Source organism: Mesorhizobium shangrilense (assembly GCF_040537815.1).
Taxonomy (GTDB): Bacteria; Pseudomonadota; Alphaproteobacteria; order Rhizobiales; family Rhizobiaceae; genus Mesorhizobium; species Mesorhizobium shangrilense.
On sequence record NZ_JBEWSZ010000019.1, the window covers coordinates 1 to 22,414 of the forward strand.

General features: G+C 57.7%; 15 protein-coding genes and 3 pseudogenes. 7 read left to right on the forward strand and 11 right to left on the reverse strand.

Going from position 1 to position 22,414, the window contains the following annotated elements:
• The 3 genes from tnpB to ABVQ20_RS39645 all read left to right on the forward strand — a co-directional run.
• A partial coding sequence (tnpB, locus tag ABVQ20_RS39635) for an IS66 family insertion sequence element accessory protein TnpB (RefSeq protein WP_354465243.1) occupies positions 1–265 on the forward strand: 265 nt, incomplete at its 5' end.
• A gap of 72 nt (positions 266–337) precedes the next feature.
• Complete coding sequence (gene tnpC, locus ABVQ20_RS39640; protein ID WP_354465245.1) at positions 338–1,915, forward strand: IS66 family transposase; 1,578 nt, start codon at positions 338–340, stop codon at positions 1,913–1,915.
• Positions 1,912–2,514 (forward strand): UPF0149 family protein, encoded by a 603-nt coding sequence (locus tag ABVQ20_RS39645; RefSeq protein ID WP_354465247.1) that lies wholly within the window; start codon positions 1,912–1,914, stop codon positions 2,512–2,514. Before tnpC ends, ABVQ20_RS39645 begins: the two co-directional genes overlap by 4 nt.
• Positions 2,515–2,602: 88 nt before the next feature.
• On the opposite strand, the pseudogene ABVQ20_RS39650 reads toward ABVQ20_RS39645, so the two are convergent.
• The 7 genes and pseudogenes from ABVQ20_RS39650 to ABVQ20_RS39680 form a co-directional block, all read right to left on the reverse strand.
• Positions 2,603–3,102 (reverse strand): annotated as a pseudogene (locus ABVQ20_RS39650) (thiolase family protein); the annotation flags it as partial.
• Positions 3,103–3,179: 77 nt separating this feature from the next.
• A complete protein-coding gene (locus tag ABVQ20_RS39655; protein WP_354465248.1) occupies positions 3,180–5,261 on the reverse strand; it encodes a 3-hydroxyacyl-CoA dehydrogenase NAD-binding domain-containing protein in 2,082 nt (693 codons plus the stop codon).
• A gap of 88 nt (positions 5,262–5,349) precedes the next feature.
• A complete protein-coding gene (locus tag ABVQ20_RS39660) occupies positions 5,350–6,348 on the reverse strand; it encodes an NAD(P)H-dependent flavin oxidoreductase (protein ID WP_354465250.1) in 999 nt (332 codons plus the stop codon).
• Between the two features lie 71 nt (positions 6,349–6,419).
• The gene (locus ABVQ20_RS39665) at positions 6,420–7,547 is read right to left on the reverse strand and encodes an acyl-CoA dehydrogenase family protein (protein ID WP_354465251.1); all 1,128 of its coding nucleotides are present in this window, start codon (positions 7,545–7,547) and stop codon (positions 6,420–6,422) included.
• A 2-nt stretch (positions 7,548–7,549) separates the two neighbouring features.
• The gene (locus ABVQ20_RS39670) at positions 7,550–8,788 is read right to left on the reverse strand and encodes a CaiB/BaiF CoA transferase family protein (protein WP_354465252.1); all 1,239 of its coding nucleotides are present in this window, start codon (positions 8,786–8,788) and stop codon (positions 7,550–7,552) included.
• Entirely contained in the window at positions 8,785–9,963 is a 1,179-nt protein-coding gene (locus tag ABVQ20_RS39675) for an acyl-CoA dehydrogenase family protein (protein WP_354465254.1), read from the reverse strand. The genes ABVQ20_RS39670 and ABVQ20_RS39675 overlap by 4 nt, the downstream gene beginning before the upstream one ends.
• Before the next feature lie 359 nt (positions 9,964–10,322).
• Positions 10,323–11,759, reverse strand: a complete 1,437-nt coding sequence (locus tag ABVQ20_RS39680; RefSeq protein ID WP_354465255.1) for an NAD-dependent succinate-semialdehyde dehydrogenase — start codon at positions 11,757–11,759, stop codon at positions 10,323–10,325.
• 321 nt (positions 11,760–12,080) lie between these two features.
• Between ABVQ20_RS39680 and ABVQ20_RS39685 the strand changes: the two genes are divergently transcribed.
• A complete protein-coding gene (locus ABVQ20_RS39685) occupies positions 12,081–13,001 on the forward strand; it encodes a LysR substrate-binding domain-containing protein (protein WP_354465257.1) in 921 nt (306 codons plus the stop codon).
• 57 nt (positions 13,002–13,058) lie between these two features.
• On the opposite strand, the gene ABVQ20_RS39690 is transcribed toward ABVQ20_RS39685, so the two are convergent.
• The 3 genes from ABVQ20_RS39690 to ABVQ20_RS39700 all read right to left on the reverse strand — a co-directional run bounded on the left by ABVQ20_RS39690 (position 13,059) and on the right by ABVQ20_RS39700 (position 16,757).
• Positions 13,059–14,714 (reverse strand): ABC transporter ATP-binding protein, encoded by a 1,656-nt coding sequence (locus ABVQ20_RS39690; RefSeq protein WP_354465265.1) that lies wholly within the window; start codon positions 14,712–14,714, stop codon positions 13,059–13,061.
• A gap of 194 nt (positions 14,715–14,908) precedes the next feature.
• On the reverse strand, positions 14,909–15,766 hold the full coding sequence (locus ABVQ20_RS39695) for an ABC transporter permease (RefSeq protein WP_354465258.1): 858 nt from the start codon (positions 15,764–15,766) through the stop codon (positions 14,909–14,911).
• A 34-nt stretch (positions 15,767–15,800) separates the two neighbouring features.
• Positions 15,801–16,757, reverse strand: a complete 957-nt coding sequence (locus tag ABVQ20_RS39700; protein ID WP_354465259.1) for an ABC transporter permease — start codon at positions 16,755–16,757, stop codon at positions 15,801–15,803.
• A gap of 551 nt (positions 16,758–17,308) precedes the next feature.
• Between ABVQ20_RS39700 and ABVQ20_RS39705 the strand changes: the two genes are divergently transcribed.
• The 3 genes and pseudogenes from ABVQ20_RS39705 to ABVQ20_RS39715 all read left to right on the forward strand — a co-directional run bounded on the left by ABVQ20_RS39705 (position 17,309) and on the right by ABVQ20_RS39715 (position 21,695).
• On the forward strand, positions 17,309–18,886 hold the full coding sequence (locus tag ABVQ20_RS39705) for an ABC transporter substrate-binding protein (RefSeq protein WP_354465261.1): 1,578 nt from the start codon (positions 17,309–17,311) through the stop codon (positions 18,884–18,886).
• Positions 18,887–18,933: 47 nt separating this feature from the next.
• Positions 18,934–20,151, forward strand: coding sequence for a M24 family metallopeptidase (locus tag ABVQ20_RS39710; RefSeq protein WP_354465263.1), 1,218 nt, complete (start codon positions 18,934–18,936; stop codon positions 20,149–20,151).
• Between the two features lie 257 nt (positions 20,152–20,408).
• Positions 20,409–21,695: pseudogene (locus ABVQ20_RS39715) on the forward strand (IS701 family transposase).
• Here the strand turns inward: ABVQ20_RS39715 and ABVQ20_RS39720 are convergent.
• Positions 21,658–22,265, reverse strand: a pseudogene (locus ABVQ20_RS39720) (IS5 family transposase); the annotation flags it as partial. The pseudogenes ABVQ20_RS39715 and ABVQ20_RS39720 overlap by 38 nt on opposite strands.
• Positions 22,266–22,414: the final 149 nt, after the last annotated feature.

Consider the following 22,414-nt stretch of genomic DNA (forward strand, 5'->3'; position numbering starts at 1 on the left):
CGGTTACCGCGCTTCCCAACGCAGGCACCGCGCTGCCCGGAATACGGATGAAAGGGGTGAGTCACCGTCACAAACTGCAACGGGGACGATGAACCGCCTGCATTTCCAAGTGAGTTACAAGCGGCTTACCGACGGCTGTTTTGCCTGGCCCGCCACCAAGGATCAGGTCGCCGTTTCGCTCACCAAGGCGGAGCTTTCGCTGCTTCTGGAGGGGATCGACTGGCGCCGGCCGAGCAAGACTTATCGGCCGCGTCTGGCCGGCTGATTTTGCTCGTTTCTTATTGATTTTGTGTCGATTTTGCTTTCGTAACGGAGGTCTTTCGGGTATGTAATTTGGGTGTCGGAACAAGCTCCCTCAATCGCTGATTTCCTCGCCCGGATCGCGCTTCTGGAGGCGGCCGTTTCTGCCCGTGACACCACCATCGCCGAACGCGATGAACAGCTGCGAAGAGAGCGCGCCGAGGCCGCACTTTGCATCCAGCGCCTGCAGCTGCGGATCGATCGCTTCAACCGCAAGGCCTTCGGCCGTTCGTCCGAGAAGCTTGGCCAGATGCTGCTCGAACTCGAAGATCTCGAGACCGATTTCGCCGCCAGCGTGCCCGTTATCGAGCTGCCCATCGTCGCTGACACCGACAAGGTGCGGGTGTTGCCGGTTCGCAAGCTCAACCCCAACCTGCCGCGCAAGCGTATCGTTCGCGAGCCGTCTTGCGCATGCTGCCCGGGCTGCGGCGGCGATCTGCGCGCCATGGGCCAAGATAGCGAGGAGATGCTCGATCTGGTTGCCCAGGCCTGGCAGGTGATCGAGACCATTCGACCCAAGTACAGCTGCCGGACCTGCGATAAAATCATCCAGGCGCCGGCACCAGCCAAGGCCATTGCACGCGGCAAGCTCAGCTATGCCGCGCTCGCCCATATCATGATGGCGAAGTGGGGCTATCATCTGCCGTTCTACCGTCAAGTCCAGATGATGGCCGCCAAGGGCGTCGATATCGAGCGTTCCACGCTTGCGCGCAGCGCCGGCTATGCCGCCGCCTTGCTCGATCCCATCTACAACCGCATCCGCGAGATCGGCCGTACCCGCACCAAGATTCATACCGACGACACGCGACTTCCGATCCTGGCGCCCGGCAAGACGCACAAGGGCGCGCTCTGGGTTTATGTCGCCGACGACCGCAATTCGGGTTCGCAGGAGCCGCCGATCGCCTGGTATCGCGCCACCATGGGCCGCGCCGGCGAGAGCGTGATGACCGAACTCGCCGGATTTGCTGGCACCCTCCAGGCCGACGGTTTCAGCGGCTATAACCAGATCTACAAGGGCGGCGCCATTCGAGAAGCTGCCTGCCTGGCCCATCTGCGTCGCAAGATATTCGACGTTCACGACAGCCAGCCGACCGAGCTCAGCACCACGGCCATGGCCGGCATCCAGGCGATCTACCGGATCGAGGAAGAGATACGGGGGCTCCCGCCCGCTGAGCGATTGGCCGCACGACGAAGGCGGTCCCGACCACTGGTCCGCGCATTGCGACGACAGCTCATGCGCCAGGGCAACGGTTTGTCGCGCCATGCCGATATCGCGAAGGCCTTCGCCTACGGCACCAAGCGATGGCGCGCGTTCAACCGGTTCCTCTACGATGGCCAGCTCGAGCCCGACAATCTGATCGCGGAGCGGGCCATCCGTGGATTTACGGTCGGCAGGCGCAATTGGCTTTTCTCGGGCAACTTCGCCGCGGCAGAGCGGTCAGCGGTCGTGCTCAGCATCATCGAGACCTGCAAGCTCTGCGGCGTCGATGCCGAAGCCTACATGGCCGACGTCACCGAGCGCATCCAGAACGATTGGCCAGCCTCGCGCTGGGACGAACTGATGCCTTGGAACTGGGTGCGCCGCCACGAGATGCCGCTCCCCTTGGCGGCATGAGCGCGCTCGATGACATGGCGCTGTCGGACGTGGCGCTCGAGGCCTGGATGGCCGTCAAGACCAACCGCCGCCCGCTGGTGCGGACCATGTCGGGGCTGGATGGCTTCGTAACGGCGGCGGTCACTGGGCCGCGCTACCCGGACCCGCAAGACTGGATGTGCCCGCTCATGGGGTTGCCGCGCGACGTCCTGGCCAAAGGGTCTGCAACCGATCACGCCGTGTTCGCCAGCGTCGCCAGGATCCACAATCGGATCAACGAGACGCTCTTCGACAGACCGCAGGACTATGCGCCCCGCTTCGCAACCAAGCCCAGCGGCGGCATCGACCCCCGGCCGTGGTGCCAGGGGTTCTCCGCGGCCATGAATCTCAACATCAAAAAATGGAAATCGCTACTCGACCTCGACAACCCCAACCACGGCCTGCTGCTGCCGATCCTGATCTACTGCGTCGACAAAAAGGGGAGGCCCGTCCTCGGCAAGCCCAGGCCGGGGCCCCAGACCGCGCACTTCATCGAGCACGAGGCCTACAGAGACATCGCCCTGGTCATCCCCGCCCTCCGCGAACTCCACTACGTCACCCGCTATGACAACCCGGAGTGATCGCCGCCGGCGCGCCGACTAACGAGCGACCTACCATAGACGCATCACAAGACGATTCGGGAAAGGCGCCTTGGCGCATCGCTTACTTCTCGCCGGTCTCCGGCATGGAATCGACGCCGTACTGCTTCTTCATCAGCGGGTTGACGAGGCGCCAGCCGATGGTGGTGTCATGGATCTCGGCTTTGCACGAAAAGGCCGTATCGGTCTTCGGCATGACGAAGGGCGCGCGGCTCATCGGACACCGCCGGCAAGCATCAGCTCAGCCTCGCCCGACTTGATGGCGTGCGCGGCGATGGTGACAGCATCCATGCCGGATCCGCACAGGCGATTGACGGTCGACCCCGGGATCTCCTGCGGAAGTCCCCCGAGCAGCAGGGCCATGCGCGCCACATTGCGGTTGTCCTCGCCGGCCTGGTTGGCGCAGCCAAAGACGACGTCGTCCACCGCCTGCCAGTCGATGCCGGCATTGCGCTCGAGCAGCGTCTTCAGCGGGATGGCAGCCAGATCGTCGGCGCGCACGGAAGACAACGAACCGCCGAAGCGGCCGATCGGCGTGCGGATGTAGTCGCAGATAAAGGCCTCGGCCATCTATGCAGCTTTTTATTGCTTTGTTCGAAGGGCTATCGGCGAGGTGCGGCAGCACTCGTCGCCCTCACAGCGTCAGCTCAATGTTTCCGATCGTTGTCGTGTAAAAGGGCAGAAACTTCACCCACCTGATAATGCGGGCCCTGACTTTCAACGAGTCGCCGATAGGAGGCGTCCAGCGCCGCTCTAGGTTGATTTCTTGCCCAGAAAACGATGCCGCCCTCGTGCTTTGGAAAACCGTAGCCATTGGTCAAAACGAGGTCGATGTCAGACGCCGAGCTTGAAACTCCCTCGGTGAGCACCAATGCCGCCTCGCTCGCGATCGCCGCCAAAGCACGCTCAACTATCTCAGTTGGTGAAAAGAGACGTCGAACTCGTCCTGCCTCGTTCGATGCGCTCAAAATCAGGTCGGTAACCACTTGATCGATCTCAGCCGGGCCGCCGGCATCAGGGTATCGATAGTATCCGGCGCCGGTTTTTCGACCAAACCGACCCATTGTACACAACTGGTCAGGTATTTTCACGTAACGTGCGGACGGATCCCGGCCTGCCGCAGTCGCCTGTCGCATCCGCCACGCTATGTCCAAACCAGACATGTCAGCCACGGCGAAGGGTCCCATTGCAAAGCCGAAGTCCTCAAGTGCTTTGTCAACGTCTTGCGGGAGCGCCCCTTCTTCGAGCATGTACTCGCATTGGCGTCGATAGGATGCGTAAATTCGGTTGCCGATGAATCCGAAAGAGTCGTTGGAGAGAACCGGGAGTTTGCCGACAGCTTTCGCCAGGGTCAGAGCTGAAGCGACCACTTCCGGCGAAGTTTCTTTATGTCGAACAATTTCGACCAGCCGCATAGTCTCGGCGGGACTGAAGAAATGCATTCCTGCAACCCTATCGGCATGGCCGGAGGATGCGGCAATTTCGGCGACCGAGAGATACGACGTGTTGGTAAGCAGGATTGCGTCAGGCTTTGACGCCTCCCCTATATGCGAGAAGATTTGGCGTTTGACATCAAGGTCTTCAAACGCCGCTTCGATGATGGCGTCCGCCTTCCTGATCGGATCCCTGTGGGTAGTGGCATCCAATCGCGACATGGCGTCTTCAAGCTCGTCCGCATTCAACCGACCCCGCTCAAGACGTCGCTGAAAGATTTTGCGCACTCGAGTTGTTGCAGCCTCCGCGCCCCCAGCACTATTCTCGATGATCGATACAGTTTTGCCGGAACTGAGCATTGCGGCCGCGATCCCAGCACCCATGGTTCCACCTCCGATGACCGTAACAAAGTCGATAGGTCTCGCCGCCGTCGCCATGGCCAGTTCAGGCACCTTCAGCGCCTTCCTTTCTGCGAAGAACAGATGTCGTAGCGCGGCGGCCTCTCGTCCCATTCGAAGCGTCTGAAATTGAGCTCGCTCCGCAGCCAGGCCTGCTGCCATGGGAAGCTGCCCACATTGCTCAATTGCAGAGATGGCTGCTTGGATGTGGGGCCGACCGCGTCCTGCTTTCAGTGCCCTTGCCTTGGCGTTTCGTAGGGCCGATTGGTCGCTGGGTGGCACCTCGATGCTGGCAACGCGTCGCTTATTGCCTCCAAGGCGAGATATGAACTTGAGCGCGTCACGAAGCAAATCACCGTCAGAGATTGCGTCGATCATACCACATTTCAATGCCTCCTCGGCCCGCAAGCGAGTGCCTGCGCAGATGAGCTCAATGGCCTTTTCGCGCCCCACCAACCGCGGCAAGCGTTGCGTGCCGCCGGCGCCGGGAATGAGACCGAGGGTGGTTTCGGGAAGACCGACGACCGTCTCAACGCCTGCGATGAGGCCGTCGCAGGCCAGTGCGAGTTCGTAGCCTCCCCCCAAGGCGGCGCCGGCGATCGCAGCAATGTAAGGTTTGGCGCTCCCCTCGATCGCAGCGATGACCACTGGGAGCTGGGGCTCCTCCAGCGGGAGGCCAAATTCCCGAATGTCCGATCCAGCCATGAACATTTTGCCGGCTCCGATCAATATTGCCCCAAAAAGGCTTGGGTCCGAGTCGACTGTGCGTACAGCGTTTAGCAAACCAAGGCGTACGCCCAACGAGCCGGCATTGATGGGGGGGTTGTCGATGACAATAATCCCAACCCCTTCGCGCCTCTCAAGTCGAACCACCTGTGGCTCTGTTGACTCGATCATTCATTCAACCTTCTGGAGAGTTCGTCGACGGCTCAGGAGGTGTTTTGCCAAGCGCATCTCCCGTGCGGGCTGCCTCGGCGAAACAGCCTCAAATAGCTACTGCGGTGGGAACTTTAGCCTTGATCAATTTTGAATTGACGGAGGCTAGGGCGTCCTCGGCTTCGGCTATGATACGGTCGATCAGTTCTTTACAGGTGGGAACATCGCGCACGAGGCCAACCACCTGACCGCAGGACCAAATCGCGTCGTCTAGTTTGCCTTCGAAGTAGACTGCGGGATTTCTGCTTCCGGAGATGAGAGGTAGCAGCTCCTCCAGACTTGCTCCTTCAGCTTCCATCTCCACAACTTGTTGGGCCAGCGCATTTTTAGCCACGCGCATTGGTGAGCCAATGGATTTCTGAACGATTACGGTGTCGTCGGCTTTCGCAGCGACCATCCATTCCTTCACCGCTTGGTGGGCGCCGGCTTCCCGTGTCGCCAAGAACCGCGTTCCCATCAAAATGCCATCTGCGCCCAGACTTAAGGCGGCCAGAAGACCTGCTCCGTCGCCGAAACCGCCGCCTGCTATGACGGGGATAGCCAATTTGGCAGCAACCTCGCGCAACATGACCAGCGTGCTCACGTCAGTCATGCCTGGGTGGCCGCCGGTTTCGTTGCCGACTATCGAAACCGCGTCACAACCGATCCTCTGAGCTTTCAATGCATATTGAGCTGCAGGTACCTTATGAATGATTTTAAGGCCTGCTTTCTTGATTGTGTCTAGATAAGGCTCAGGATTTTGGCCAGACGTTTCCAGGATCGGAACGCCTTCGTTGATGCATACCTGCAGGAAATCGGCAGGAGCGTACTGGCGCGCGGTGGGAAACAAATTGATGTTCACCCCGAATGGTTTATCCGTTTGCCTCCGAAGCGCCCTAACCTCCGCCGAGAACGTTTCGATATCTGGAAACGTGGCGGATGTTATGATCCCGAGTCCCCCTGCATTGGAGACTGCAGCAGCTAAGGGGGCCCGGCCAATGCGAAACATTCCTCCGCATACGATTGGGTGCTTTATATCCAGAAGGTCGGTCAGTTTTGTTTGGAACATGGTCGTGCCCTGTTGCGCCAGCGTACTCGCCGACTAGCCGCGTGAAATTCGAGCTCTCCGAACGAATGGCTTCAGATGGCCCATTTCTGGCGGGCCGCCTTTTCCCAAACGATCTCGCGCTGCTGCCAAGGAGATCCGAGTAGAAGCTGGCGGGCGCGAGCGCGACGAAAGAACAGCTGAACATCGGTCTCTAGCGTGTAACCCATGCCGGCCCAGATCTGCTGCGCGGTGAAAGTGCACTTTCGACCGCTTTCGCATGCTTGGATCGATGCCATAGCCACCGAAGCCGGAGAGGGCGATAGGGCTGCACTGCTCACAAGTAGGCGCGCAGCGACATTTTCCATGTAGGCCTCAGCCAGGCGCTGCTGCACGGCCTGTAACGAGCCAATGGGTTTGCCGAACGCCTCCCGCTCCTTGGCGTAGCTTACGGCCAAGTCCAGCGCTGCCCGAGAAAGACCGACAACTTGAGCAGCGAAAACGGTTCGCAGAGTGTCAAATGCACTGTCCAACGCTGTCCAGGTCAACTCGCCCTGATCGATTAGGGTGGTTTCGCCTTGGCTCACAGAGGCCCAGTCGATGGTCACATAGGTGTTGTTCGCGAGATCAGGATTGTGATTGCCACCCCATCCGGCGGCAGGCTTACGCACCAACGCGATGCCGATGCCTTGGTCAGTTTGAACCGGAATGACTACCGCACTGGCTCGGTCGAGATGTTCGGCGATCCATGGGCTACGGCTGAGGTTTTCGCTCAGTGAAGCAAGGGCACATTCGTCACGGCTCGCCGGCAACCCATTTGCCGGCATCGCTATCGCAACGAGCTGAGATCCCGCAATAACGGACTCAACAAGATTATTGAACGACCCGCGACCAAATCTTGCCAAGATAGGGACCACGAATGCCGCGGTTTCACCGAAGGGCATCGGGAACGCTGCTGTCGCCAGTTCCTCAGCAATCATAGCCACTACGGGCAGGCCGTCAGCTCCGAAGCCATCTGGCGACATCAAACCGACCCAGCCCAACTCCGCTATAGCCGTCCAAATACCATTCGCAGCGGCCCAGTCTCCTGCTTCCGCTTGGCGAGCTATTTTGGTGGTGAGCTCCTTCGCCACGAAAGATTGTGCGACTTCCCGGATCAACTCGAAATCGGTATCGCTGATAGCGCTTTCTGTCAGTTCTATTGCGCCAAGGTTCGTATTCATGATCACCGATCTCCATCAGCCGACACAGCTGCAACTTGAAGCGCAGCCAGTTCATCCAGAATTTCTTTGGTGTGCTGCCCTAGTGCCGGTGGTGGGCGGTGCCCTTGAGGCTGTCCATTGATGGATATGCCTGGACCCATTGTCCGTACGTGTCCGAATTCAGGCATCGTAAAGTCAATGAAGTAGCCCCCGGCCGCCACCTGTTCGTCAAACATCAGATCAGATGACATCTGGACCGGGGCGCAAGGCACGCCACAGGCCTCAAACGCCGTGACCCAGGTTGCAGACGACTTCTTGACGAATTCGGCTTCAGCGTAGGACGTTAGCGCCCGGCGCCTTAAATCCTCATCTTCGGTCTGCGGCAAAGCGTCGGGGTTCTCGAACCAGGGGTCGTCCAAGCCCACGATTGCCATGAAATGTTTTCGTTGGGGCACATTCAAGCACCCGATGGTGACGTAACCGTCACTCGTTTCAAAGGTGCGGTAATACAGTTCACGCTCGACCAAATCGTTCATCTGGCTAGCCGCTGCCTGCATCCGCTCTCTGACGGTTCCAGGTGCTTTCTGAGGGTGCGCTCCATCCAGAGCTTCGATCGAGACAAGCTTCTGCCGCTGCAGACTAAGTGCGGCCTCGATCAGCGTAGTTTCGATTTTCCGTCCAACCCCGGTACGGACCCGCTGGATGAGCGCCGACAGGATCCCGAGGGCCAACATCTGACCTGCGGTAAAGTCGATCAGGGCGATGCCAGCATATCGGCGCGGAGCTTTGCCATCGGGGTTCGGGTTAGAAGCTATGAGCCCAGAAACAGCCTGGATCACCAAATCATATCCGGCTTGATGCGCCCGTGGCCCCTTCTGTCCATAGGCAGAGTTCGAAGCATAAATCAGCTTCGGATTGAGCTCTTTCACCGCGCAATAGCTGATGCCCAATCGCTCAGGCACCCCCGGCCGATAATTATGTACCATGACATCGGCTGACGCGATGAGCCCCCTCGCGACATCGCGGTCTTTCTCGGATTTGAGATCAAGGACTATGGAACGCTTGTTACGGTTCAGTGCAACGAAACTCTTGCTGAAGCCTGAGGCGAAGGGGTCCTGGCCACGCCATTGTTCACCTGAGGGTGGTTCGACCTTGATGATGTCAGCTCCCATGTCACCGAGCATCTGGGTGCAGAAAGGGCCCGCGATATAACCCGAGAAATCGACAACACGGATGCCGTCAAGTGGTGCTGGCCCATTCATCTCGGCAACCCCAGGCCCCTCGTGGCGATCACGCCTCGTTGGATTTCGCTCGATCCGCCCGCCAGAGTGAGTGCTGGTGAGGCGCGGAAGACAGCGGGGAAGAGACCGTCAAGGATCGCGAGATCGGAACCATGCTCGAATTGCGCCAATGGGCCGACGATATCGACAGTCGCGTCGGCAAGGGCTTGGGTGAGCAAGCCTACATAGAGCTTTCCGAATGAGAATTCCGCGCTCACGCCTTTCCCGGCGTCAACGTTGCGCGCAATCATGTAGCCGAAACTGCGAGCGACCTGGAGTTTGGCGCGTAGTTCTCCGATTTTCTCCCGGACCATCGGCACATCCGAAAGGCGTCCGTAGCCGCGGTCACTGCCGTTCCGGCCGACATATTCTACCAGCCGGTCCAAAGAGAGCCGCGCCGCGCCTACCCGGTCCATGCAGGAGCGTTCCAAGTCGAGGCTACGCATAGCTTGGTGGAAGCCACGGTTTTCTTCGCCGAGCAGGTTTTCTGCTGGAATCCGAACGTCGCTCAAGAAGACTTCATTCAAAACACCCCCGCCCAGTGTCGCAAAGCTGTTGACTGTGACGCCCGGAGTCTTCATGTCGAGCACGAAAAGACTGATACCGCGATGCTTTACGACTGTTGGATCAGTGCGCGCCGCAAGATACATGTGCGTCGCCACCTCTGCCGAGGAAGTCCAGATCTTGTGGCCATTGACGACATATTCATCACCCGCGCGGACGGCCGTCGTGCGTAATGATCCAAAATCTGAACCCGCCATAGGTTCGGAAAACCCTTGGCAGAACATCGCATCGCCAGCTGCGATCATGGGCAAATATTTGCTTTTCTGCGCCTCAGTGCCGAACAACAGAAGCGAGTTGCCAAAGACTTTAACAGACAGCAGGTAGGCCGACAGCGGCGCGCGCGCGTAACCGAGAGCCTCGTCGATAATCGCGGTTTCCAAATGGGTAGCGCCGCGGCCGCCATACTCCTGCGGCCAGTGTCGGCCAATCCAGCCCGCACACCCCAAGGCTTTGAAGAACGCGCCTGAGTCACCGTCGCTCATAGTGCCTTGGCGCTCTAGTCCGTGAACTGTGGCTGGGATTGTCTCGCGGCAAAAATCCAGGACGCGACCACGTATAGCGGCGGCTTCGTCTTCTGTTGGAATGATACGCATTCGCCGCTTGAGCTCCTATCGACGCCACTTCCTCAGCAGGCAATTAAACCTGTCCGCGATTCCTTACTCGCCACGTGCGGCTCCCGAAATTGAAAAAAAAACAATGACTTTGAATGGATGTGAAACTGCGGCCACTGGAAGTTCTGCGGTGGTCGGGGCTCTTGAGCGAGGGGCGGAATGCACGCGATTTCACAGGCTGCGCTTATGATCGCAAGCAGAGCCTTTTGAATGGCAAATGCCTCAGTCCCTCGACCCCTGAAATACGATCCGCCCGTCGAGGGCAGGGCGCGCCGTCGTCAGCATGAGGGCTGTCTGGCAAGCCGACCAATGTCTAGAGGCTTATCCCGCTCCGGCCAGGCTCATTGCTTGGAAGAACCGGAATGCGTGAGCGCCGCATACTTTGGGTGAAGGTAGCCCTGAATGCCTTCGGCTCCGTTTTCGCTGCCAAAGCCGCTGTCCTTGATGCCCCCAAACGGTGACTCAGGATAGACGGCTCCGAAGCTGTTGATCAGCACAATCCCGGCGTCGAGACCGTTTATCAGCCGTTCAGCCGCATCGCTTGAATCGGTAAAAGCGTAGGCTGCAAGCCCGAAAGACAAACTGTTCGCGATTTGGAGAGCTTCTTCCAAGCGGTCGTATGCACAGATCGCCGCTACCGGGCCGAAGGGCTCTTCCTGCATGATCCGAGCCTCGGGAGGAACATTGGACAGAACCGTCGGTGGGAAATAATATCCCGGCGCTGTCCCCTTTGTCCCGCCGGCAGCTAGCTTCGCGCCGCAATTGACCGCTTCGCAAACTAAGTTTTCTACTGCCGCCATCCGGCGCGCGTTAATTAGTGGTCCGATCGCGAGCAAATTCGCCGCTTCTACAAACGCATCAGAGAACCTGTCCAATATAGAACGGTGCACGATGAAGCGGCTAGCCGAGACGCAGACTTGACCAGCGTTACGGAACTTGTGTTCCGCGGACAGGCGGGCCGTTAGCTCCGGATCTGCATCTGGGCAAACGATCACGGGCGCGTGCCCTCCAAGCTCCAACGTAGCTTTCTTCAGCGCTTGCCCCGCTCGGGCACCGATAGTGCGCCCGACAGCCACAGAACCTGTGAACGAAACCTTGCGGATTACAGGCGAGGAGATCAGGTAACTGGAGATCTCGTCAGGATTACCAAACACCATGTTGAGCGTTCCCGGCGGCAATCCCGCATCATTTAGAGCCTTGGTCAAAGCTGCAGCGCCTGCCGGCGTCTCTTCCGCTGGCTTCACTATAACCGAGCAACCGGCGGCCAGGGCTGGGGCAATTTTTGCAACAGGTTGGTAAATAGGGAAATTCCAGGGTGTCAATGCGAGCACCGGTCCGATTGGTTCGGGGAGGACCATAAGCCGTTCCCCAGATTGACGAGACGGGATCACTCTGCCGTAAGTTCTTTCCGCCTCGCCAGCATTCCATCGCAAGACCTCTGCCGAATATTGAACCTCCGCCACCGCTTCGCCGATCGGTTTGCCCTGTTCAATTGAGATATGGCCGCCGATCAACTGGGCGCGAGATTCAAGAATGTCGGCAGCGCGCCGCAGAACCACGGCTCGGTCATGAGCGGGTGTAGCAGCCCAGATGCAGAAGCCACTTTGGGCAGCGGCCAATGCGTCATCAAGATCCGAAGCCGCGGCAGCTGCGCAGTATCCAATCACATCGCCGCTGGCCGGGCCAATTACCTCGATCCTGCCTGTCCCAGGATGCCAACAGCCCCCGATGAAAAGTTGTGTGTCTGGATAGTCCGCTGCGATCTTTGCCAGCGTCATGATCTGCACCCTATGCCCTCGATTCCATTGGGAGGGTTGATCCGCCTTAGATCGCACGGCTTCAATTGAATAGAATTACAGTGGTGTTTTAGACATTTCCTGCTGTGGGGGAGTTGCACCGGCAAGAGATGCGAGCCAATGCCTCCGCGACATGACAAGCATCAGCCAGTTTCCGCCAGCGCATCGGAACAGCGCACTGTATTGCGCCGCATCCCGCAGGGAGTAGGGCGCAGACATTTGTCTGCTTTCGTCATTTGCCGGTTGCTAATATGCTAACACGACCAATGTGCCGCAGACAGGCGCAAGGAGCACTGAGACCTAATGGGACGCAAGATTCCGCCCTTTGCAGCGATCCGGGCTTTCGAGGCTCTGGCTCGTCACGGCAATCTCCAGGCGGCCGGTGACGAGCTCGGCATATCGGCGAGCGCTATCAGCCATCAGGTTAAGTCGTTCGAAAGCCACGTTGGAACCAAGCTCCTGATTAAGTCCGACAATCGCCTCAGGATTACGAAGGCTGGATCACTCTTAGCGACCGAACTGCGAGACATCCTCGACCAGTTAGAAGCCGCGATGATCAAGGTTTCGCTAGCGCGCAAGACAGGGCGAATTTCAATAAATCTGTTCCCCTCTCTCGCGGAGCTCTGGATGGTGCCACTGTTGGCACGATTTGCAGAACAGTATCCCGAGATCTCCGTTACCCTGATCACCAGCCCAGAGAAGGTAGACCTGTCTGGCAGCGATATCGACCTCGCCTTTCAGTATGGGGTTGAGCCATCCGGGGCCTATAAGTCGATCGCCCTTATTCAAGAGACGATAACTCCCGTTTGCTCAAAGGCTTTCCTCGCGCGGCGCGGGCCAATCACGCAGGCTTCAGACCTGCTCTCTTATCCTCTTATTTATTGCGCGTCAGCGCCCGACGAGTGGCGGATCTGGATGGAGCAAAACCATGTTTCGCTTGGTGACGTGGGCCATTGGTTGGAGGTAGATACGCGATCTGCAGCGCTACAGGCTGCCCAGCAGAACATGGGCATCGCCATCGGGCGCCGTCCCTTCGTGGATCTAGCGTTAGCTCAAGGCACTTTGGTGCCGATTTTTAAGCAACCAACCCTCACGGGGATGACCTACTTCCTCGTAGCGCCGGCCCGCTCGTGGAGCGCAGGTAACGTGCGAACCTTCAGTACATGGCTGACTGCAGCAGCCAAAGCTGAGAATCCGTTCTTGGCCGCCGAGCCGGTGGACTGAGATCCCTGCCGGGCACTATGTGCAACGAAAAATTGCTTAGCCGACGGTGCGCTGACGCTAATTTCCTGCGCTTTGCATGCGCCTCGATCTGATCGCCTCATCCAGCCACCCAACTTCTGTCTTAGGGACAGACGCCAGCAGCAGTTCAGTATACGGATCGAAAGAAGGGCTCAACACTTGGTCTTTCGGCCCATAGCGGACGACTTCCCCGCGGTACATGACCAACATAGCATCAGCGATCGACTTAACGGTTGCGAGGTCGTGGGTAATGAAGAGGTAGGCGATCCCGTCATCCTTTTGCAGCCTCAGAAGGAGTTTCAAGATGCCATTGGCGACTAGAGGGTCGAGCGCTGACGTCACCTCATCGCAGATGATTAGCTTCGGCCTTGCCGCCAAAGCTCTTGCGATGCAAACACGCTGTTTTTGCCCTCCCGACAGTTCGGCCGGGTACCGATTCGCGAGACTTTGCCCTATTTCAGTCTTATCAAGCAGCTCGGCCACCCGAAGGTCACGTTCTCTACCTTTCATCCCAAAATAGAATTCGAGCGGGCGGCCTATGATGGTCGCGACGGTCTGGCGCGGATTCATCGCGACATCCGCCATCTGATAGATCATCTGAAGCTGCCGGAGATCTTCTTTTGACCGATCAGCCAGCCGAGGCGGGAGTTCATGGCCGTCGAAATGGATCCGGCCCGCGAGCGGTGGCAGCAACCCAGTTATCACGCGTGCAAGCGTTGACTTGCCTGACCCTGATTCCCCCACTACTGCAAGGGTTTGGCCGGGCCGAAGGTCGAGCGAGACGTTGCGCAAAATCTTGACTATTCCGCTGCCGTAGCCCGCTGTCATGCAGTTGACAGTAAGGATAGGGGGTGAATGAGGGGCTTTTTGCTCGTGATTAATCTCATGCACAGAGACCAAGGCGCGGGTGTAAGCCTCCTGAGGGTCTTTGATGATCTGCTGGGTAGTCCCCCGTTCAACGAGCTTTCCGTTGCGCAAAACGGCAATCTCGTCGGCGACCTGCGCCACAACGGCCAAATCATGCGTGATATATAGCGCCGCGACCCCGGTATCCCGGATAGCGTCCCGGATCGCAGCCAGCACATCTATCTGGGTGGTGACATCGAGCGCAGTGGTCGGCTCGTCAAAAACAATCAGGTCAGGCTCGGAGCAAAGGGCCATTGCTGTCATCACACGTTGCAATTGCCCGCCTGACACCTGGTGAGGAAAGCGTCGGCCGATGCTACCTGGATCAGGAAGGCCGAGCTTTTTGAACAGAGCGACCGCCCGTTTTTCGGCTTCGGAGCGCGTTGCTGTACTGTGGAAAAGAGCGGCCTCAACGACCTGATCCATCAGCCGGTGCGCAGGATTAAACGCAGCGGCTGCGGATTGCGCGACATAGCAGACCTCTCTGCCGCGAAGCGCGCGCAAACCGGCCTTCCCACTGTCGAGTATGTTGCGTTTGTTGAGCATGACTTCGCCGCCGGTGATTTTCACCCCCCCGCGTCCGTACCCCATGCTCGCCAGCCCAATTGTCGTCTTACCCGCACCGGACTCGCCGATGAGGCCCAATACCTTGCCGCGGCGAAGTGTCAACGACACGTCATCAACGAGCGTGACATCTCCCCGTACTCCCTCGAGTGAGTGCACGATCGCCTCGATCCGCAGATTGCGTATATCGAGCAGCAGATCCCGCTCAGCTGGGTCAGCCTCAATCGTGGCGTTGCCAGGTACGCTCAAAAATAGGACTTTGCCAGACAATGCGGTTCCCTTCGTTTCAAGTGTTTTTTGTTATCTGAGCTCACCGGCCGGGGGTGCTGCTTGCTTCATGCATATCAAATTGGGGTCGCTGCACTCAGTAATAATGGACGAGTTCAGGCAACACCGTATATTAGTCGGCCCAAATCGACCTAGTCCTCCTTGAGGCCGCTCGCCCAATGAAGGAACCAGTCGACGACCAGATTGATCGCCACTGACAGGAGAGCAATGGCGCCTGCGGGAAGTAGCGGCGTGATGTCACCGTAGGTGATCAATGTCGCGCTGTCTCGCACCATAGACCCCCAGTCTGCTGTTGGCGGCTGGATGCCGAGACCAAGGAATGAGAGGCCACTAATCAGCAGGAAAACGAAGCAGAACCTGAGCCCAAACTCTGCTATGAGGGTGGGGGCGACATTGGGCAGAATCTCCCTTGCCATGATCCAGATAGCGCCCTCCCCGCGCAGTCTCGCCGCCTCAACGTAATCCAGAACGGCCACGTTTATAGCCACAGCCCTCGTAAGCCGGAACACACGGGTGGAATCCAGAACGGCAATGACCATGATTAGGGTCGGTATGGATGTGCCAAAAATTGAGAGGAGAAGCAGCGCGAAAATCAGTTGTGGGATCGACATCAGTACATCCACGAAACGAGAGAAGATCTGATCCGTCCACCCTCCGAACGTGGCGGCGGCCAAGCCTGCGGTTGTGCCTATTGAAAACGCAAGAAGTGTAGTGACGAGAGCGATACCGATGGTGTTCCGCGCTCCGAACACCAGTCTTGTGAACGTATCGCGGCCCAAGCTGTCAGTGCCCAGCCAAAACTGGTCGCTCCATGGCTCGAACGGCGCAGCCACTATCTCGGCCTCCCCATACGGCGTCAGGTGAGGCGCCAGGAGCGCCGTAAGCAAATACAGCGTTATGATTGTAATTCCGATTTTCGCGGTCAGCGGCATCGACGCCAGCCTTCTGGCTCCTGATCTTAGCGAACCGTGCGGATGGAGAATGGTCATTGCTATTTCTTACCGCTTTCCCGAGAAATCGAGGTCATTTCGGATGCATTAGCCGCGGATTCACGACGATTGACACCACATCAGCCGTCAAGTTCAAAAGGACATAAGTTGATGCAAATATGAGGCTGCAAGCTTGTACAACAGGAATGTCTCTCTTTTGGACAGAGTCCACGATAAGCTGTCCCAGTCCCGGATAAACAAATACGACCTCTACCACCACGACACCTGTAATGAGGTACGCCAGATTAAGAACAACGACGTTGGCGATAGGTGCCAACGCGTTAGGCAAGGCATGCCTGACCAGAATTCGCCATTCCGGCAGCCCTTTCAACCGTGCTGTCTCGATATATTGATTTCCAAGCAGAGTGACGATCGAAGTTCGTGTCATTCTCATCATATGGGCCATTACCACCAGCGCTAACGTAAGCGCCGGAAGTGCAAGGGCGGACAGGCGGCCTATGAAACTGATACCTGGACTGACGTCAGAAAGACTTGGGAGGACGCCGGCATGAACTGCGAGAATTAGGATAAGGATGTAAGCGACGAAAAATTCTGGGAACGATATCCATGTAAGAGTGATGACGTTGATCGCTCGGTCAATGATCGTGTTCCTGTAGAGAGCCGCCACAATTCCCCCACACAGGGCGATGGGTACTGATATGGCTGCAGCGCCCGCGGCTAGGAAGAGGGTGTTGAACAGCCGCGGGCGAATTAATTCGGATATGTCTCTGCCGCTGGAGAGTGCAGCTCCAAAATTGCCGTGCAGGATCCCCCAAAGCCATTCAAAATAGCGCTGATAGAGGGGCAAATCGAGCCCTAGGCTTCTGCGAAACGCCGCCACGGTCTCTGGTGTCGCCGACTGCCCGAGTATCTCCGTTGCGGCGTCGCCAGGAAGAAACTGAATTCCGGCGAAGATCAGCAAGGAAACTATCCACAGGGTCAGCGCGCCCAAAGCGACCCGTTGGCCGATAACTTTTGTAATTGCGGTCATCGCCCTATGATACTCCTCTAGTCACCTGTGAGTCACACCGCGTTCCGCACAGGTAGCCGTCTCCCGGTTTGACCTGATTTTCTTGTCACCGGCTTCTGCGGACAACGCATCCACATAGTTTGTATAGCGGATGACGGTATCGTCGACGTCCGGCACGGTTCCATCTCACGCCGCTTTGGCGGCGTCGAGTTCGCCCCTTGCCACGATCGATTTGAGGAAGTTCAGTGCCTTAATCTACCGACCGCGCAGCAAGTCGCATAGGCCTGTGAAACGACAGTCGGTTCCTCATTGTTTATGCACCTGAGCGGTCCTGCAATTGAAATCCAATCCGCCAGGCTTTAGCCGGCTTCAAGCTCTTCCAAGGCCCTCGGGCAGCGCGGCTCTACTGTGGTACGGTCGGTTTACGGGGCCTGGCCGGCAGTCACATTTTTTTCGGTTGCGTTTGAATCCAATTGGATTGCCCTCGGGTCGGCGGCTTCGCACAGTGGCTGCAATCATAATGGGGATCGTAGTGCGGCGCAGAAGTCGACACTCGAAAAAAGGAGATACCAATGGCCCAGCAGGAAAATGGCTTATTTCGTGGGACCACGCGCAGACAAATGATCAAAGGTGCAATGGTCGGCGTGGGGGCGGTCGCTCTTTCATCATTCCCCTCGCTTAAGGCCAGAGCCGCGCCGAACAAAGGCGGCACGCTACGTGTCGGCCTTGGCCATGGCAGCACGACTGATACCCTCGACCCTGGGCTTTTCGATAACGATTTCACGATCTTCACCGGCTATTGTTATCGCGGACATCTGACCGAGATTGCGTCTGACGGAAAGGTGATTGGGGATCTTGCCGAGGCCGTCGAGCCTAGCTCAGACGCCAAGACTTGGAGATTCAAGCTCCGGAAGGGCGTCCAGTTTCACAACGGCAAAACATTGGATTCCAATGATGTAGTCGCGTCTTTCCGGCATCACATGGGTGAAAAATCGACTTCAGCCGCTAAGGCGCTAATGGACGGGGTGAACATTAAGACGGATGGCAGCGACGCTGTAATCTTCACCTTGAGTGGCGGCAACGTCGATTTTCCGTACATTGTGAGCGACTTCCACTTCGCGATCATGCCCGCCAACGCTGATGGTACCGCCGATTGGAAGTCAGGTGTTGGAACTGGTGCTTACAAGATTGAAACCTTCGACCCGGGTGTTCGAGCGGAGTTCTCACGACAGCCTAACTTTTACAAAGAAAATGCGGCATTCTTCGATGGTGTGTCGGTCTTGTCAGTACCCGACGCGACTGCTCGTCAAACTGCCCTACGATCTGGCAGCTTCGATCTGATCGACCGCATTGACCTTAAGACCGCACATTTGCTGGCGCGGGTACCTAATCTCGCGATCTTCGAGACAAAAGGCACAGGGCACAACACCATGCCAATGGATGTGCGCAAGGCGCCATTCAACAACGTTGATGTCCGGCTCGCCCTCAAATACTCCCTTGACCGCGAAAAGCTGCTAGAAACCATTTTGTTGGGTCATGGTGAGGTCGGCAACGATCATCCGATCAGCTCAATGAATCGGTACCATAACGGTGACCTGCCGCAGAAAAAGTACGACCCGGACAAGGCCAAATTCCACCTGAAGAAGGCTGGAGCCTCGGATCTTTCCGTCGATCTCTATGTCTCTGACGCGGCGTTTGCCGGCGCTGTTGACGCGGCAGTGCTCTACCAACAGCATGCTAAGCAGTGCGGGATTAATATCAATGTCGTCCGTGAGCCCAACGACGGCTATTGGTCGAACATCTGGATGAAGAAACCATGGTCGTTTTCCTACTGGGGCGGGCGCCCGACCGAAGACTGGGCGTTCGTGACAGCTTATGCACCTGGTGGCAACTGGAACGAGACTTTTTGGGAAAATCCGCGGTTTTCTGAGCTGCTCGTCAAGGCGAGGTCCGAGTTCGACGACAATAAACGCAGACAGATGTACTACGAGATGCAGGCCATTCTGAGCGACGATGGTGGCGCAATTGTGCCACTGTTCAACAACTATGTGGATGGGGTGACGACCAAGCTACACATTCCTGATGTTGTGGCTTGGAACTGGCCTCATGACGGACATAAATGCCACGAACGCTGGTGGTTTAACGCCTAGAGACAGCCTATGAAATCCTTTGCATTGTGCAAGTTGGAAGAAGATAGATGGTAGGCATGCATACCGAAGTACGCCGGAAAATCCAAGCTGAACTGCAAAAGGACGGCTTATCGGCCTACTTAGCGATCACACCAGCCAACTTTTTTTACACCTCCGGATTTCATAGCAGTTTTCTTGATCTAAGTTGGCGCATGACGGGCACCGACATGGTTCTAATTCCGGCCGATCCTGGCCTGGAGCCCGTCATGATTGTCAGTGATTTCCTGTCCGGTGCCGCCGGACGGGCGACCGACATTCGAGATATCCGCCCATACTCCATGTGGATCGAAGCGCGAGACCTTGATGTCGTTGCGTCTCGGCCGAACGAGGCACAACCCACTTTACGCCCGGTGCGCCCAGAGCAATACAGGCATGCCGAAATCGCTGACATCGTCGCCAGCGTTCTCAACGAATGGAAGTGTGCTGGCGGACGAATTGGCACCGATCTGGACTTCATGCAGGTCGAAACCCAGAGCCATTTGGTCAACGCATGCAGTCGGGCCAAGTTTGTGGATTGGGCCGATGCCATTTATCGACTGCGGGCCATCAAACATCCCGAAGAAATCAGGCGCTTGCGTAATGCAGCCATCGTCTTCGACAATATGCTCGCACGGTCTTTTGGCGGTATCAAAGAGGGATATTCGCTTGAAGAAATGCGCGTCGAGTGCGAGCTGGGTGCGATCGAGACGTTCAGAGCTAATCCCTCCATTGGCGAATACCAGGGAAGTTGGGCCTTCAACGCCATAGGCATTGGTGACACGAACCGAGTAAAGAACGGCGATGTCATCAAGGTGGACGCCGGGGTCCGACTGAGTGGGTACTATAGCGATTGCGCGCGCGTCGCCATCTTTGGTGATCCCTTAAAAGAGGCGTTGATGGTCTACGATGCTTTGAATCGAGCGTATGACGCTGCGGCCCTGGAGCTGAAGCCCGGCAACACGATGCGAGTGGTCCACCAAGTCGCAGAGGAAACAGTCCGGGCGAACGGTTTGCCCAATTACACGCGTGGGCATTTTGGTCATTCTATTGGAATCGACAACCTGGTCGAGGAACGGCCATTTATTGGGATGAACGACACTTTTCTTGAGCCCGGCATGGTGGTCTGCCTCGAACTTCCTTACTACCCGCCAAGTGTAGGTGAATTCAATATCGAGGATATGTGGCTGATTACAGACAACGGTGCAGAGTGCCTCAATTTTGTGTCGCGAGACCTCCACCTAGTGTGAAGTTAGTATCTCCTACGCTTTGAAGGCTTCTGAGACCTTCACTTTGGTTGACCGACGCTGAAAGGCGAGCAGGGGATGTCGGCCTCTGCTCGCTTCTCACGATCCATACTACGTCCGTTCTTCACCCTATCTATCGTGCGACAAAACTTCGCAAGCTAGCACTACTTTGGCAGGCTTTTAGCGGCGGGCGAGTTTTTGGAATTCCTAATGGAGAGTTTGCGTGATTCATAGGAGGTCGGCTTGTGGAGGGCCGATCAATGGATGTGGACTGGCAAGGCGATCTCGAGCACTGGCTTCAACCGTTTTTGGCAGGTCTTTCCAGCTCGGCGCCGGATGTGTCCGCTGTACATTGCCGGCCTGATCGGGCCGGGCGACCGTAAGAGCGTACAGCCGATGGCCGCGCGAGCGGGCGATGTCGGCTACGATCAGCTTCATCATTTTGTCGCGGCAGGGGTTTGGGACAGCACTCCGCTCGAGGCCGCCCTGCTGAAGGAGGCAGATCGCCTGGTCGGCGATGATGCGGGTTTTCTCGTCATCGACGACACAGCGTTACCGAAGAAGGGGCAACATTCGGTTGGTGTCGCGCCTCAATACGCTTCGTCGCTTGGCAAGACGTCCAACTGCCAGTCACTGGTGTCGGTGACCCTGGCCTCGCGCGAAGTGCCGGTGATGGTGGGCCTTCGGCTCTTCCTGCCCGACACCTGGACGAATGATCCCGAGCGGATGATGCGGGCGCGCGTCCCGAAGGATCGACAGGTCGCTCTGACAAAGCCGGAGATCGCCATCGAAGAGATCGATCGTGTCATCGCCTCCGGCGCGCGTTTCGGCTGCGTGCTTGCCGACGCGGGCTACGGGTCGAGCAGCTCTTTTCGTCAGGCTTTGAGTGAGCGCGGTCTGCTGTGGGCTGTAGGACTATCGCGACGCCAAAACGTCTATCGGGCCGATGTTGATCTGATCTTCCCGGTCGCGAAGGCCGGAAGCCCCGCAAATACCACATCCCTGATCAGCCGCCGGTCTCTGCCGAGGTGATGCTGTCTGGTGAGAGATGGCACAAGATAAGCTGGCGGCGCGGCACTAAAGGTCGGCTGACATGCTTGTTTGCGGCTCGCCGTGTCCGCGTTGCGGATGGTCATAAGCACCGGATGCTCGACAATCGCGCGCAATGCATGCCAGGTGACGAGGTCTGGCTCGTCGGCGAACGCCGGTCGACTGGCGAGCAAAAATACTATGTGTCGAACTTACCGGCCGATGCCAGCCTCAAGATGCTCGCCGCCACGATCAAGGCGAGGTGGGTCTGTGAGCAGGCACATCAGCAATTGAAGGAGGAACTCGGCCTCGACCACTTCGAAGGCCGATCATGGACTGGATTACATCGACACGCCTTGATGACCATGATCGCCTACGCTTTTCTCCAAGCCCGCCGCCTCAAAGCAGCATGCCAGCTGTTAGACAAGCCATTCTCGACCTCTTCACGCGGCCTCCACCCCGCAGATAGGCCGCAGACTCTTAACTTTTCAACCAGATGCGGACTGAAGCGAGTTTGACGGCGGCAAGGAAGTTGAGCGGGTCGCGGTCGTAACGCGTTGCTATGCCTCTGAAATGTTTGAGTTAGTTGAAGTATCTCTCGATCAGGTTGCGCTGCTTGTAGACCCATTGGCTGAAGGGGAAACTGCCGGTTCGGGTTTTCTTCGGCGGGATGTTTGCCCAAGCCCCGCGTTGCGCTGCCAGGTCGCGAATGGCGGTTGCTGTCATAGGCGCGGTCGGCAAGCAGGATCGTATCGGGTTGGAGAGAGCCGAGCATGGCGATGGCGGGCTTGCCGTCATGCGCCTGTCCGGCCGTCAGGACGAGATCGACCGGTCGCCCCTCGGCATCGACGAGCGCGTGGATCTTGGTCGTGAGGCCGCCGCGGGAACGTCCCATGCAACCATCGTCATGGCCCCCCTTTTTGCCGTAGCCGCATGCTGGTGAACGCGGACACAGGAGCTATCGATCATGATGATCTCGCCGTCGAAAGCCTTGGAAACCCCGCCAGCAGCCGATCCCAGACCCCGGCTTTGCGCCATCGCACGAACCGGTAATAGCAGGTGGGTAGGGGGCCGTAGCGTTTCGGCATATAGCGCGACAATCTGGAAGAGAGGTCGTATTGCCTCACCGTGGAATGCTCCCGACCGACATTGTCCGTTGCCTCATCATAATGTTCCCCACGACTGGGATCCGGATCAATTCGTCATCGGGTCGATTGCCGGCTCGAACTGCATCGCG